The sequence below is a fragment of the Flavobacterium melibiosi genome, from assembly GCF_048158545.1.
In the GTDB taxonomy this organism is placed as follows: Bacteria; Bacteroidota; Bacteroidia; order Flavobacteriales; family Flavobacteriaceae; genus Flavobacterium; species Flavobacterium melibiosi.
In genome coordinates, this window is the sequence record NZ_JBLNKU010000014.1 from 16,916 (window position 1) to 32,257 (window position 15,342).

Below are 15,342 nucleotides of genomic sequence, written 5' to 3' on the forward strand. Positions count from 1 at the left end.
TATGTATTAAGGTTAAAAAGTAAGCTGTACACCTGCGGTAATAATTCTTAGCGGAGGCAGATAAGCTGTATATTTAAATTCGGGATCACCGCCTTTGTATGGAGTAAATGTTAACACATTCTGTCCCAGCAGTGACAGTTTGCAGTGAACCCCTTTGATGGTCTGCAGCGGCAGGTCATAGCTCAGCGCAATATTTTTTAAACGAATAAATGACGCATCCACAATAGGGGCATTACTGTCCAGATAGTTATAATAGGCATTTACGGCATCCCCATTTTCACCCGATGTATTCATTTGATAGGGAGCATTATCTCCAAGCTGCTGCCAGGCATTAACCATGTCTGAATGCTGATTGAAAAAACTGCCCCCGGGAACATTTGGATTGTAATCGTAATTTTGCTGTTTTACAAACTGGAACAGAAAATCCAATTGCCAGTTTCCATACTGAAACTGGTTTTCCAAACCTCCAAAATACTGTGGAGTGAGATCCACAACGGTCTTTTTATCTCCTAATGAGGTAATTTTTCCGTCGGCATTGATATCTGCAACTTCATAAAGTCCTGTTTGTGGATTGACCCCGATGAACTGATACGTCTTTACAATGCTGGTCGATTCTCCGATGACATATTTATTGGAATAGGTAGAGCCTTCGAGTCCTGGAAAAGAAAGCAGTTTGTTTTGGGAAGCGGAAATATTAAAATTGGTAGACCATCTAAAATTAGCTTTTTCAAAGTTTACGGTTCTAAGGGTAAATTCCAGACCCGTGTTTTGAACTGTTGCATTTAAATTGGCATTAATGGAACTGAATCCTGTGGTGCCAGGCAAAGGAATTCCAACCAGCTGATTGGATGATCGATTTCGATACCAAGCGAACGTAAAGAAGATACGATCACTTAGAACACCCATTTCCAATGCAGCTTCCAATTTTTTATTTATTTCCCAACTAAAATCAGGATTGTACAACCGTGTGGGATCCAAGCCTATCATGCCATTATAGTTTAGACCCGAGGATGTATAAGTATCCAAATACTGGTAATCCCCTATTTGGTCACTGCCCGAACTCCCATAACTCGCTCTAAGTTTTCCAAAACTCAGAACCGTGTTCTCCTTTAGGAAATTTTCCTTGGTAAATAACCAAGCGGCGCCCACTGCCCCAAAAGTGGCAAACTGCTTGCCGGGACCAAATCGGCTCGAACCATCCCTTCTTCCCGTTAAGTTCACAATGTATTTTTGATTCCAGTTGTAATTGATCCTTCCAAAAAAGGCTTGGTATTTATACAAGATTTCATCGCTCACATAAATCGATTTTTGTGTGGCTGACGCCATATCCGTAATCAAGCTGTTGCTAGCAAAACCATATCCGAACTGGTACAGCCTTGAAGAAGTTTGCTTCTGCGCCGTCCCCCCCACCAGTATGTCAATTTTACTGATACCGAAATCATGGTTCCAGCGAAGCTGTGGTTCCACAATCCATGATTTTCTCTGGGTATTGTTGGAAAATAAGGATGAGTAGCTGCTTCCGATTTGGTAGGCAGGATCGTACATCGTCGAAGGCAATAGCCGCTGTTCAGCATTCTTTAAATCCGTTAAGCCTAAGTTAGCCTTGAGTTCCCAACTGGGTGCTATCTGATAACTAAGTACGGTATTGGCAATAAGATCATTTGTTTTTGCAGTGGTGATGGCGCGAAGTGCAGCCAATGGATTTCTAAAGGTACTGTTTTCAAAATTCAAGTTACCGTCGGCATCATATAAGGCGGGGGCATTTGGAGCCAGATTTCGCGCAGTGCGGCTAATATCAGTTTCAGGCTGTACATTATCTTGGGCGGTATAGCCTGTTGAAAAAGTGAGTTTAAACTTTTCATCTTCACTCCTATGGTTCATGCTAAAATGGACAGCCGCTTTATCGTACTCAAAATCTCCTGGGAGCACCGTTGTTTCGGTGTGGTAGGTACCGCTGAGCAGGTATTGGGTTAAATCGGAACCGCCCGATACGGATGCCTGCATATTGGTGATTACCGCAGTACCGCCCAAAAGCTCCTTCTGCCAATCGGTATAACGGTTTTGATCCCAAGTGCCGTTAATATCGTAAGCCCAATCGGGATAGGTCGTAACGCCGTCATTGGCAAAACCCTGTCTTCTCATTTCCAGATACTGCTGAGTATCCATCAGGTCTATCATTTTAGTGACTTTTCCAATTCCGGAGGATGCAGAAACTGTTACGTTGGTTTTTCCTGCCTTGCCTTTTTTGGTGGTAATCAGCACTACCCCATTAGCACCGCGCGAACCGTAAATAGCGGTCGCATCGGCATCTTTTAGAACTTCTATGCTCTCAATATCGTTAGGATTAATACTATTTAAAGGACTAGTGGGTGTTGGTATTCCACTAGTAGTATTGCTGTATCCGATGACTTCCGAAGAATAAGGCACTCCATCGATAATATACAGCGGTTCATTGCCTTCTTCACGAAGGCTGTTGAGTCCTCTTATCTTTATCTGAAAGCCACTTCCGGGCGTTCCCGTATCTTGTGTGATATCGACTCCAGCCATACGCCCCTGCATCGTGGCAAGGACATTAGTAACGGGCTGTTTTTCGATGTCTTTGGCAGATATTTTAGAGATGCTTCCAGTGCGTTCACTGTTTTTTACGGAATAGTATCCCGCATTGATCTTCACCTCCTGTAGTTTGGTGGTGTTTTCCTGTAGATTGATGTTGATGGTGCTGCGTCCTTGCACGGGAACCGTCATCGTTCTGTATCCGATGTATGAAAAAACTAAAATATCTTGTGGAGAGGCAGAAAGGGTGTAATGACCACTATAATCAGTAGCAGCTGTAATCTTGGAATTCCCTTGTATCGAAATACTGACTCCAGCTAATGGACTAGTCCCATCTGTAACAGTTCCTTGAATATGATGCTGTTGGGTAATTGCTAGAGTATGCCGTAGTGAATTGTTAGCTAGTATAGGAGAAAAAGACAACAGGCAACCCATTAAAAATAGGAAACAAAAAGCCTTTCCGCTCCTAGAAAATGAAAAATTATTCATAATATTGGATTGGTTTAGTAAAATGTTAGTTTTATTAACTAGGTCCTCTATACAAGTTTTGCCGGCGAGTTAGAGGGCCATTTTTTGTCTTAAAGTCAAAAGTTTTACCATGACTGAAAGAATGAAGGGATTTTTTTTATTGCATAGGCATTTAATTTAAAAGGTTAATTAAAAGGAAAGCCAACTGCCGTTGCCTGTTGCAGCCAGACGGTGGCAGTGTCTTTCCCAACTAATTCAGTAAGATAATGTTATGCGAAACTTAAAAAAGGAAACGTTGCTAAGAATTGTAGTTGAGTTTTTGCCTAATTAATGGCAATAAAAAATGGCATGGAACTCATCTTACTGCATCAGAGGTACTGGTATACCGAGCAACAATAAGTGAGCCCACGCCATAGGACGTGAGCATCATACTTATTACCTCGTTGCTAAAAATTACCAGTTTTCTGATACGAGATTCTAAGCGAATGCTTCAAATATTTTAATATGAAGAATCGCAAATATAAAAATTCAAAAACAAATATAAAACAAATATTCGAATTGCACATCATCGTGTGCAAAATAATCGAAGATAATATATTCTTTTGCTCTAATGACAAATAATAATTTACAAAACAACAAGTCTAAGGATAAGAAACCTACAAAGGTCTTTCTTATAGATAGATATATTTGTAATTATATATGTGAAAAGTGGATGAGTAATGATGTTTCTAATAGATCTTTCGGAAAGTCACATGGTATACATGAAGGTATTGTTAGAAAAATAAAAGAAGTAGACGGATACAAAATACCGGTATCTACACTTACTACAATATGTTTTTATAAAGGAATAAAAATGTCCGATTTTTTCAAATTAATAGAAGAAAAATACGGTCCTTTAAATGATGATTTTGAAATTATAATTAAATAAATAACCAAAAATAAGATTTAACCTAAATCCAATACCACCCAAAAGATGCTTTATAGCATCTTTTTTTGTTTTATAACGAATACTTGTCAATCTGCGATTAAAGCTTAACTAAAACGGAGGAATTGATTTCATGCTAAAGAAGAAAATCTTATTCCTTCTTTTATTTGATTTATGGAATGGATTAATAGGTCTTTATCTGAGAGGGAAGATTTATTATGATAATGTTATTTGGAGAACTAGTCGGAAGAGATAAAAAAGATGTTTGGTTGGACTTACCCCCAAACTTTAGAGACACTAATCTAGTCCTTCATTAATAAATTACAGTCAATTTACAGACAAAACAAAATTATAGTTTGTACTTTTGCGACAATGAAAGGATATATCAAAATAGTTTTTCTAATTCTGATTTCGTGTTGCTATGTCAACACTGTATTTGAATTTTCGGATATCGAGGAAAAGGCTAATTTTGAAAATGAAAGTCACTCCTATATTCAACCATTTAGTACCCTAACGTTTGCAAACAGCGTTACACAAAGCATTCCGAATTGCGATATTAATTTTGACACGCCAATTCAATTCCAATTAGGTGCAATTCTACCTGCAACTAAAAGCATTTCATTCTACAAAAGTTCTTTCTTTCCAAAACGGGATAAGCTTTTTATTCTGTATTCTTCTTACTTGATTTGATGATTTTCTGATTTAACTTTTTCGGCAATTGCTATGCAGTTGTCTGTTTCGCTATTTCAAATAATTCTATTAAATCCAATAATGAAAAAATTAACATTCATTCTACTACTACTATTTCCATTTTTAGCAATCGCCCAAAACACTTTTAAAGCTATCATCAAAGATGAAAAAACAAAGGAAGCACTCGATAGCGTTTCCGTATTCCTAAACGGAACCCAAAACGGCTCAACTTCTGACGAAAAAGGTTTTGTAGTAATTGAAAACATTCCCAACGGTAAACAAACCATTGTTTTCAGTTCTTTTGGTTATCGAAAAAAAGAAAAAACTATTGTATTTCCTCTAAATGATGCCATTGAAATATTTTTAGAACCAACATCGGAAGAATTGGAAGAAGTAAAGATTACTTCAACGACAAGAAGCAGTAGAACAATCAAAAATATCCCAACACGAATTGAAGCGATTGCAGCAGGAGAGTTAGACGAAAAATCCTCAATGCAACCAGGGAATATCAAAATGTTGCTTACCGAAAGTACGGGAATTCAAACGCAACAGACTTCTCAGGTTTCGGGAAGTGCAAGCATTCGTATTCAGGGCTTGGACGGGAAATATACGCAGCTTTTACAAGACGGATTTCCTTTGTACTCAGGTTTTGCAAGCGGTTTGAGTATCTTGCAAATTCCGCCTTTGAATTTAAAACGTGTGGAAGTTATCAAAGGATCCACTTCAACGCTATATGGCGGTGGAGCAATTGCGGGATTGATAAACCTGATTACAAAAGAGCCTACCGAGAAAAGAGAAATTTCATTTTTAGCGAATATCAATCAAACACAAGCCTTGGATTTAAGCGGATTTTATGCTGAAAGATATAAAAAATCAGGGCTTACAATGTATCTTTCGAGCAATTTTCAAAATGCTTATGATGTGAATAATGATGGTTTTTCAGATATTCCAAAATTTGACAGATATACCATAAGTCCAAAATTTTTCTACTATCCAAACGAAAAAACAACATTTAGTTTAGGTGTAAATGCAGGATTTGAAAAGCGAATTGGTGGAGATATGCAAGTGATTGATAAAAATGCAGATGCTACGCATACTTTTTTTGAGCAAAACAATAGTAACCGATATTCAACACAGGCAATGTTTGAAAAGATACTTGAGAATAAAAATATATTGACCATTAAAAATAGTGTTGGGTATTTTAACCGAAAAATAGAAAAGCAAGCTTATAATTTTGAGGGTCAGCAAATCGCTACTTTTACAGAAGCGAATTATTTGATTCCAAATGAAAAATCGGAATGGAACTTGGGAGCCAATTTAGTTTCGGATAATTTCAAGCAAATTAATTTAGTCGCCGACAAACTAGATTATTTCAATGCTGCGTTTGGTGTTTTTGCTCAAAACAATTTGATCATAACCGAAAAATTTATTTTGGAAAGCGGTTTACGTTTGGACATTACAAACAGAAGTAATGTTTTTGTTTTGCCTCGTTTGTCATTATTGTATAAAATTAACGAAAAATTATCTTCACGATTTGGGGGTGGTTTAGGCTACAAATCACCAACCATTTTCTCGGAAGAAACCGAAGAAAAATCATTTCAAAATATAAATCCACTTGATTTTTCAAAAGTCAATCCTGAAAAATCATATGGAGTAAATGCCGATGTCAATTATAAAACTACCATTTTTGACGAGGTAAGTTTCGCCATTAATCAAATGTTTTTTTACACCATTATCAAAAACCCGTTGGTTCTTAATCCGGTTCCATTGACTGTAAATTATGCCTTTGAAAATGCCAACGGAAATATAGAAACCAAAGGTTTTGAAACAAACGTAAAACTTCGTTTTGAGGACATTTCCTGTTACATAGGTTACACTTATATTGACGCTCAGAAAAATTTCGACAATAATTCTACAGTAAATCCATTAACTGCAAAACATAGGATAAACGCAAATGTAATGTATGAATGGGAAGAGAAATTGCGAATTGCTTACGAGGTGTTTTATGTTGGCAATCAATATTTATCAAACTATGAAAAAGTTAGGGATTATTGGGTTATGGGAGTTTCGGGAGAATATAAGTTTAAGTATTTTAGTGTATTCTTAAACCTTGAAAACTTTTTGGACAGCCGACAATCTAAATGGGAAAATATGTATTCTGGAACAATTCAAAACCCACAATTTAGGGAAGTCTATACACCAACAGATGGGTTTATATTGAACGGTGGAATAAAAGTGAGATTATAAACTTATTTAAAATGTTACCTAATAAGAAAGTAAATTGATTTTTTTATTGGGTAACATTTTTTAATTAATCAGGTATAAAATTTGCTGAAAATAAAATAAGCATTACTTTTACAGCTCAATAGGAAATGGTGTTCTTCCTTATCCAACCGCCCTAAAAAGCTGATGACACCTGATTAATAAATTATTTAACTAATTTAATCAGGAAAAGTATGTCTTACAACAAACAAAAAAAGTCATTCAGCAAAACAATTCAATCTCAATTTTATTATTTTTTCAAAAAATATCCTGCAATACCCTATATAATCAAATGGTTTTTAATCAGCTCTATAATTGGTATTTGTGTGGGTTCTGCTTCAGCAGGTTTTCTTGTTTCATTAGATTGGGTAACCACTTTTAGAGAAAGCCATTTATGGCTAATTGCTCTTTTACCAATTAGCGGTTTGCTTATTGGTTTGCTTTATACTTATTTAGGCAAGGATATTGAAGCAGGAAATAATTTATTGATTGACAGCATACACAATCCCAAAGAAACTATTCCATTCAGAATGGCTCCATTTGTTTATCTCGGTACAATGGCAACTCATTTTTTTGGAGGTTCAGCAGGTCGAGAGGGAACGGCGTTACAAATGGCTGGCGCGATTGCAGACCAATTTACGAAGCCTTTTAAACTTAATGTAAGTGAACGTAAAATACTGCTTATTGCTGCCATTTCTGCTGGCTTTGGCTCTGTTTTTGGAACTCCTTTGGCAGGAGCAATTTTTGGGTTAGAAGTTTTCTTAATTGGACGGATACGTTATAATGCCATCTTTCCCGCATTTGCTTCAGCAATTCTTGCCGATTTAGTTACTAATTTGTGGCAAGTAAAACATACAAACTATCATATTGATATTATTCCCCAAATTTCATTACTTCCTATTCTTTACAGTATATTGGCTGGAATAGCTTTTGGCTTATGTGCTGCTTCATTTAGTAAAATTATCCACGCAACTACTGCTTTTTTTAAATATAAAATCGTTTATCCTCCCCTTCGTCCTTTTATTGGAGGGATCATTGTTGCATCAGCTGTTTTAATAATTGGGACTACAAGATATATAGGTTTGGGAATTCCAACAATTGTTCAGGCATTTGATGAACAATTGCCTATGTATGATTTTGCCTTGAAAATGGCTTTCACAATTGTAACACTCTCAGCAGGTTTCAAGGGCGGTGAGGTAACTCCATTATTTTTTATTGGAGCAACTTTAGGAAGTGCATTGTCTTTATTCATTCCACTACCAACAGGACTTTTGGCAGGTATGGGATTTGTCGCTGTTTTTGCAGGAGCAACAAATACCCCTTTGGCTTGTATGCTAATGGCAATTGAACTTTTTGGCGCAGAATGTGGCATCTACGTGGCAATAGCTTGTGTGGTTTCTTATTTATTGTCTGGACATAATAGTATTTACGGCAAACAAGTAATTGGTGAAGTAAAACATTCTCAATTTGAAAATCATTCTGGAAAAACAATTAATGAAACTAAAAATTAAAATATGGAAAATAACGTAACTATATTAAGAATAGACTTTAATTATAGTAAAACGGTACACGAACACTCTTTTTTGGAAAAGCCTTTGGGGCATTACCCTGATTGACGTATTACTCAAAAAATCGAACGAAGCTAATATTAAAAATCTAATCTGTTTACTACTAAATCAGGGTATTTGAATTACGAAACAATTGAAATTTATAATTCTGAATTAATCTTCTTGAAAAATCCGATAAATTTAGATCTGATTGACAATGATAAAAATATCAACGTGTTTATTCTGCAAAATAAAGAGCTGTTAGAATCTACAACGATTATTTTAGTAAACCCAAACTCCAAAATAATAAAATGCTAGAGAAAATAAATCAAATAGACACAAAACTGTTTCTCTTTTTAAATGGAAAACACAATTCCTTTTTTGACCCCATTATGTATTGGGCGAGCGATAAATGGTTTTGGCTGCCATTCTATGTGTTTTTAGTATTTATAATAATTAGAGAATTTCATAAAAAAAGTGTTTACATACTAATTGGTATAGGAATATTAATTACTTTTTGCGATCAGACTGCCTCAAATCTTATAAAAAATTCAGTTAAGAGATTAAGACCATCTCATGAGCCGGCTTTACAAAATCTGGTATATTTAAGTAAGGCTGGACCTGGAGGGAATTATGGTTTTATTTCTTCACATTCTGCAAATGCTTTTGGTTTGGCCACCTTTTTAATTTTACTGCTACCTGCAAAGTATAATTGGCTAAAGACAATTTTATTGTTTTGGGCAATCCTTGTCGCTTACAGCCGAATTTACAATGGTGTACATTATCCTCTCGATGTTGTAGTAGCAATGTTTTTAGGCATATTTTATGCTATTATAGTTCATTTATTTTTGAACAAAATTTTAATAAAAAAACAAAATGAAGTTATTTAATTATATTACCAAAACTGTTTGGGTACTTTCTTTAGTCAGTTTGTTTACTGATACGGCGAGTGAAATGCTTTATCCAATTATGCCCATTTACTTAAAAACAATCGGATTTTCTATTGTATTAATAGGTGTTTTGGAAGGTTTTGCAGAAGCTTTGGCAGGATTGAGCAAAGGATACTTCGGGAAATTATCGGACAATTCCGGAAAACGCGTTCCGTTTGTTCAACTCGGTTATGCTTTAAGCACTATTTCAAAACCAATGATGGCAGTTTTTACTTTTCCACTTTGGATTTTCTTTGCGCGAGCTATTGACCGCTTCGGAAAAGGAATCCGTACTGGTGCAAGAGACGCTATCTTATCAGATGAAGCAACTCCAGAAACAAAAGGAAAAATTTTTGGTTTTCATCGATCAATGGATACTTTTGGAGCAGTTATCGGGCCAGCATTGGCATTAGTGTATCTATATTTTTATCCACAGGATTACAAAACACTTTTTTATGTAGCTTTTATTCCTGGATTACTCGCTGTATTGGCTTCCTTTTTTTTGAAAGACAAAACTAAAGCCCATAAAATAGAAAGTAAACCGACACCTTTTTCTCCTTTCTAAATTATTGGAAAACAAGTCCGTTACAATATCGAAAATTAGTAATCGGGTTACTGGCTTTTACATTATTCAACAGTTCCGATATTTTTTTATTGCTAAAAGCAAAACAGGCAGGGCTAAATGACACGGCAGTAATTGGAGTTTATATTTTTTACAATCTAGTCTATGCGCTTTGTGCATTTCCAATAGGAATTTTTGCAGACAAAATAGGATTAAAGAAAATGTTTGTATTTGGACTTTTATTATTTTCAATCGTATATTTTGGGATGGCTTTCAGTACTAATATTTATACTATTGCAATGCTGTTCTTTATTTATGGGGTTTATGCATCAGCAACTGAGGGGATTTCCAAAGCTTGGATTAGTAATATTTCCGACAGAAAAGATACTGCAACAGCAATCGGAACCTATTCTGGATTTCAAAGTATTTGCACAATGTTAGCGAGTTCATTAGCAGGCTTAATTTGGTATCAATTTGGTGCAAATGCTACATTTATAATTACTGGAATAGCAACAATTTTCATTAGTATTTACTTCTCATTTTTTGTGGAAACTAAACCTCTATGAACTGAAAATTCATAGATTTAGTTTTGTAGATTTTGCAAAATAATGAACATTGTATCACTACTGAAAGAAAATAACCGGTAACAGTAAAGATTTAGTTTCTGAGAGGGAATTTTTATGAGAAATTGAGGGATAGGTAATACAATGGGAGATGAAAAAGAAAAGAAGATAGGAAAGATACAGAGTCTTTTTAGGATATTTCTATTTTTGTGATTTTATTTCTTTTATCATACGTTCAAGTTTTGCCTGCTGTTGTTCCACTTTTTGATAATATTCCTTTTGTCTTCTCTCAAAAATGACTTGTTTAACATGAAGTTCATTGTTTACTCGAACAAGTTCTTTCTCCAATGTGAGAGTTTTATTGTGATTATAAATCAATAGTACCAATAGCAATACAATACTGAAGAAATAAAAACGATATTCCAATAGCGAGTATTTTAGTGTTTCAATTGTTTTTGATAGCATATTGTAAGATTTTTAAAATGCTCTTTTGAAAAAAAGATAGACCAAGGTAAATATACTACAAATCACCAAGAAACATTATTCCAAACTAAATTTTGTTTTTTTCAGATTGTACATTGAAAGATGGACGTTTTCTATCTACTACATTTAGTAGATCTTCTATTACTCCAATAGATTCATTTTGATTCCAATTTATAATAATTAAATACAAATTACTTACTATCAATATATTATGATTTAAGTATATTGTTTATGCTTAACTTTATGTGATATAAATTATCATGGAAACCAAAACGCCTAAACGATGAACTTTATACCACCGATGAATCTAAAGCGAATATATTACACTTAAATACATATATCATGGAAATCAACTGGTTTATATTATCGGTAGTCTTTATTGGTGCTATTGTATTAATTGTCATACTAATAAAGCAAAACTGGAAAGATGAAAAGAAAATTGAAAAGGAATTAAACTACTTTAAAAATCCAGATGAAGTAGAATTAAATGATGAGAAAGAAATGCAGTAATTGTATAAAGCATTGCAATGCAAATACTTATAATATAACTTTAGAATAAAAAACATACAGTCCGTTTATTCTAAAATATTCATCCCCTCTAAGATCAAATTACAGTGGTCAATTTCACTATTCTTCTATTAAGTTAACTTAAAAAAAATTAACAGCATTGAATTTTGGCTCTTAAGTTATCCCAAACATACCTTGTTTTCGGTATGCATAAAAACAGATGCAGAAGTGCAATTATAATAGCTCCAGGCAAAAGGTTCGCAATTATGGCATTAAATATCTGATAGTTTTGATATTGATTAATATTAGGTAAAACTGCTATTTCATCATTTTTAATATTCAGCTTAATGGACAGATAAACTGCAATAGAAGCAAAATGAAATCCATTGACAAATAGATGAAGTATATATTCCCAGCGTGGGAGTCCACCCATAAATTCTCTGCTGTCTTTTTCTATAAAGGCATCAACTGCCATGACAAAAAAATCAAGAGCTACAATTGTTAAACCAATTACAAAACTCATAGTGCAGTCCTGTTTTCTCCGCCAGTAGAAATACTAAACGAAGCAAACCCTTCTAAATCTTATGATTTAGAGGGGTTTTTTCATTTGCGGTAAATCAAATTATTCATTAAATCTCAAAACTTAGGTGTCTTTTGAGGTGTCACTGAAATTTTATTTTTTTAAGTGACACCTATCTCAAAAGTTACCAGTTTAACATTTGTTCAAATACCTTTTCACTATTTGAACATCTTGTTTGGAAGTATTACAAAGTTTAAATTTAATAATAACTAAAAGGTCACCAACCATGAACACAGCCGTATCCGTTCTCTTTTATATCAAGAGATCAAAAGTCAATAATGATGGCATCTGCCCTATTTATGTACGTGTCACAATACAATCAAAACGATTTGAATTTAGCAGCAACAAATTTGTTAATCCTGAGAAATGGTCAAATGAAGGATCTAAAGTCAAGGGAAGCAATGAAGAGACTCGTTCAATAAACAGTCATCTTGAATATTTAAAATCAAAAATATTAGAAGCTGAAAAAAAATTATACAAAAAGGATATCATTATATCTTCTGAAAATCTAAAGAATGAAATTTTTGATCTCCAAGACAGCCAAAGAATGCTTATCCCAATCTTCAAGGATCACAACAATAAAATAAAAGAATTGGTAGGCAAAGAATATGCATCAGGAACATTGGAACGCTATACCACCTCCCTAAAGCATACTATCGAATTTCTAGAATGGAAATACAAGATTTCAGATATAGACATTAACAAAATAGATCATGCTTTCATTACAGATTATGAATTCTATTTAAGAAGCGTTCGTAATTGTGCCAATAATACAGCTGTAAAATACATAAAGAACTTCAATAAAATAATCAAGATTTGCATAGCCAACCATTGGATAGAAAGAAATCCATTTGCAAACTATAAAGCAAAAGTCAAAGAAGTGGAAAGAGTCTATTTATCCGAAGAAGAAATCCAAAATATAATCAACAAAGATTTCAAAACAGAACGATTATCACTGGTGCGGGATATCTTCCTTTTTAGCTTCTTTACAGGTTTAGCATACATTGATGTCAAAAACCTAACAAAATTACATATAAGCCTTGGAATCGACGGAGAGAAATGGATATTCACCCATCGTCAGAAAACCGAATCGGCTTCAAAAATTCCAATCCTTCCAATAATACAAATGATTATTGATAAGTATGAGGAACATCCGGAAAGTTGCAATCAAAACAAACTACTTCCTATTTTAAGCAATCAAAAAATGAATGCCTATTTAAAAGAAATAGCGGGCGTTTGTGAAATCGAAAAAGAATTAACCTTCCATATTGCCCGACATACTTTTGCGACGACCGTAACACTTACAAATGGCGTTCCTATAGAAAGCGTGAGCAAAATGCTTGGGCATAAAAATCTGCGCACCACACAACATTATGCTAAGGTTTTAGATAGAAAAGTGAGTCAGGATATGGGATTATTAAAATCCAAGTTGGGTAATTTTAAAATAGAGAAAACGGAGTCAAATGGTACTACATCTTAAATTACTTAGGCTAACATCTAAATACGATAAAGTTTACCTCCAAGGATAAAATGGCTATCATTTCACCTTGTTGTGTTTTAAATAAAAATCAAAAATAAATAGGACTAATAAAAAATATAAGTTTTTAAAATAATGCTTATGTTTGAAAATAATATATTCAAAAAATATGCTCAATCCAACTGATATAATAGCAATAGTAAATTCTGGTGAAGGATTTAATGCCGAATTTAAAGTCAATTTACCTAGTAATCTAAAAAGCATTACAGAAGAAGTATGTGCTTTTGCAAATGCTTCTGGTGGTATTGTTTTAATTGGAGTTGATGATAAAAATACAATAAAGGGAGTTACATTAGACAACTCCAAACGCTCGGCTATACAAAATTCTATTGGAGAAATCTCTCCAGCACTGCAATGTGACTTTTACATGGTTGATGTTAACGGTAAAGATATTGGGGTAATTGAGGTACCATCTGGTTTAAATAAACCGTATGTTCTTTCGGGAGCAATTTATGTTCGACAAGGCCCTAATTCACAAAAACTAACAACTGTTGAAGAAATGAGAGACTTTTTCCAACAAGCGGATAGGATTTATTTTGATGAAGCACCTTGTAAAGAAATAGACATTACAACTGACCTAGACAAGGAAAATATCGCGGTCTTTAGAACCGAAGCCGGATTAAACAATACAATTTCAGAGGAACAAGTATTTCAAAACTTGAGGTTAACCACAAAAGAAGGATATTTTAAAAATGGTGGGGTGCTATTCTTTGCCAAAGAACCGGAACGCTTTTTTGAAAAAGCAGTAGTCCGTTGTATAGCATTTGAGGGAACAGACAAAAGATACATTATTGATGATAAAATAATGACCGGTACACTATACCTACAATTTCTAAAAAGTATGCAATGGCTGCATTCGAAACTAGATGTCCGCTATGACATTGAAGGAGAAGGTTCCAAACCAAGAAAAGAATTATGGGAAATCCCGGAAACCGCTTTCAAAGAAGCAATTATAAACTCCTTAGCACATCGAGATTACTATGATAAAGGTGGCCGAATTACAATCGAATTATTTGACGATCGTGTAGAAATCAGTAATCCTGGTGGATTAGTTAGTGCCATTCCACGAAATGAATTTGGAAAAAGAAGCTTAAGCCGTAATCCTCTAATTTTTGGTTTATTTGAAAGAATGCGAATGGTAGAACAAATAGGTTCTGGAATTAGCAGGATGCGTGACTTGATGAAAGAAGAGGGATTAACACCTCCCGAATTCAATATAGATGGAATGTTCACAGTAACATTCAGAAGACCTTTCGATTTTGACAAGTGGGTGAATAAGTGGGTGAATCTTTTATCCGAAAATCGCATCACAATACTCAAAGCAATACATAGTAATCTAGATATTAAGAAATCAGAATTAGAGCAAATAGCTGGTCTAAGCCCTACTGCACTAGATAAAAATTTAGATATTCTTAAAAAAGAAGGATTATTAGAACGCGAGGGTACCAAAGGAGGGAATTGGATTTTACATTATATAAACCCAAAAGTGGGTGAATAAGTAGGTGAATCTTTTATCCGAAAATCACATCACAATACTCAAAGCAATACATACTAATCTAGATAAAAATTTAGATATTCTTAAAAAAGAAGGATTATTAGAACGCGAGGGTACCAAAGGAGGAAATTGAATTTTACATTATATAAACCCAAAAGTGGGTAGAAAAACAACAGTGGACTGAACAAATTAAGGAAGTCTTTTAATAGAACAGACAGCAATCAGACTGACGTAGTTAATC

At 34.3% G+C, this 15,342-nt stretch carries 12 protein-coding genes and 1 riboswitch; of the genes, 9 read left to right on the plus strand and 3 right to left on the minus strand.

Translation table 11 applies throughout. The features are described 5' to 3' along the window. Nucleotides 1-12 precede the first annotated feature (12 nt). Entirely contained in the window at nt 13-3,042 is a 3,030-nt protein-coding gene (locus ACM55F_RS15300; RefSeq protein WP_416854693.1) for a SusC/RagA family TonB-linked outer membrane protein, read from the minus strand. 589 nt (nt 3,043-3,631) lie between these two features. Here ACM55F_RS15300 and ACM55F_RS15305 point away from each other — a divergent pair. From ACM55F_RS15305 to ACM55F_RS15330, 6 genes are all read left to right on the plus strand, one after another. Beyond that, nucleotides 3,632-3,949 carry a transcriptional regulator gene (locus ACM55F_RS15305; protein WP_416854694.1) on the plus strand — a complete coding sequence of 106 codons (318 nt, stop codon included), beginning with the start codon at nt 3,632-3,634 and terminating at the stop codon, nt 3,947-3,949. Nucleotides 3,950-4,717: 768 nt separating this feature from the next. Continuing rightward, nucleotides 4,718-6,883 (plus strand): TonB-dependent receptor, encoded by a 2,166-nt coding sequence (locus ACM55F_RS15310; RefSeq protein ID WP_416854695.1) that lies wholly within the window; start codon nt 4,718-4,720, stop codon nt 6,881-6,883. Between the two features lie 112 nt (nt 6,884-6,995). After that, nucleotides 6,996-7,062: riboswitch (Fluoride riboswitch) on the plus strand. A 30-nt stretch (nt 7,063-7,092) separates the two neighbouring features. Next, on the plus strand, nt 7,093-8,409 hold the full coding sequence (locus ACM55F_RS15315) for a voltage-gated chloride channel family protein (protein WP_416854696.1): 1,317 nt from the start codon (nt 7,093-7,095) through the stop codon (nt 8,407-8,409). Between the two features lie 347 nt (nt 8,410-8,756). Continuing rightward, nucleotides 8,757-9,335, plus strand: a complete 579-nt coding sequence (locus ACM55F_RS15320; protein WP_416854697.1) for a phosphatase PAP2 family protein — start codon at nt 8,757-8,759, stop codon at nt 9,333-9,335. After that, a complete protein-coding gene (locus tag ACM55F_RS15325) occupies nt 9,322-9,939 on the plus strand; it encodes an MFS transporter (protein WP_416854698.1) in 618 nt (205 codons plus the stop codon). Before ACM55F_RS15320 ends, ACM55F_RS15325 begins: the two co-directional genes overlap by 14 nt. An 89-nt stretch (nt 9,940-10,028) precedes the next feature. Next, nucleotides 10,029-10,502 (plus strand): MFS transporter, encoded by a 474-nt coding sequence (locus tag ACM55F_RS15330; protein ID WP_416854699.1) that lies wholly within the window; start codon nt 10,029-10,031, stop codon nt 10,500-10,502. 198 nt (nt 10,503-10,700) lie between these two features. Here the strand turns inward: ACM55F_RS15330 and ACM55F_RS15335 are convergent, their stop codons facing one another. Next, nucleotides 10,701-10,964 (minus strand): hypothetical protein, encoded by a 264-nt coding sequence (locus ACM55F_RS15335; protein ID WP_416854700.1) that lies wholly within the window; start codon nt 10,962-10,964, stop codon nt 10,701-10,703. Between the two features lie 360 nt (nt 10,965-11,324). Here ACM55F_RS15335 and ACM55F_RS15340 point away from each other — a divergent pair, with 360 nt between their 5' ends. Next, nucleotides 11,325-11,492: a hypothetical protein gene (locus tag ACM55F_RS15340; RefSeq protein ID WP_416854701.1), complete on the plus strand. Its 168-nt coding sequence runs from the start codon at nt 11,325-11,327 to the stop codon at nt 11,490-11,492. A 148-nt stretch (nt 11,493-11,640) separates the two neighbouring features. On the opposite strand, the gene ACM55F_RS15345 is transcribed toward ACM55F_RS15340, so the two are convergent. Then, complete coding sequence (locus ACM55F_RS15345) at nt 11,641-12,012, minus strand: hypothetical protein (protein ID WP_416854702.1); 372 nt, start codon at nt 12,010-12,012, stop codon at nt 11,641-11,643. A gap of 283 nt (nt 12,013-12,295) precedes the next feature. On the opposite strand from ACM55F_RS15345, the gene ACM55F_RS15350 reads away from it, so the two are divergent. Both ACM55F_RS15350 and ACM55F_RS15355 read left to right on the plus strand, forming a co-directional pair. Beyond that, nucleotides 12,296-13,549, plus strand: coding sequence for a site-specific integrase (locus ACM55F_RS15350; protein ID WP_416854703.1), 1,254 nt, complete (start codon nt 12,296-12,298; stop codon nt 13,547-13,549). 142 nt (nt 13,550-13,691) lie between these two features. Next, nucleotides 13,692-15,104 (plus strand): ATP-binding protein, encoded by a 1,413-nt coding sequence (locus ACM55F_RS15355; protein WP_416854704.1) that lies wholly within the window; start codon nt 13,692-13,694, stop codon nt 15,102-15,104. Nucleotides 15,105-15,342: the final 238 nt, after the last annotated feature.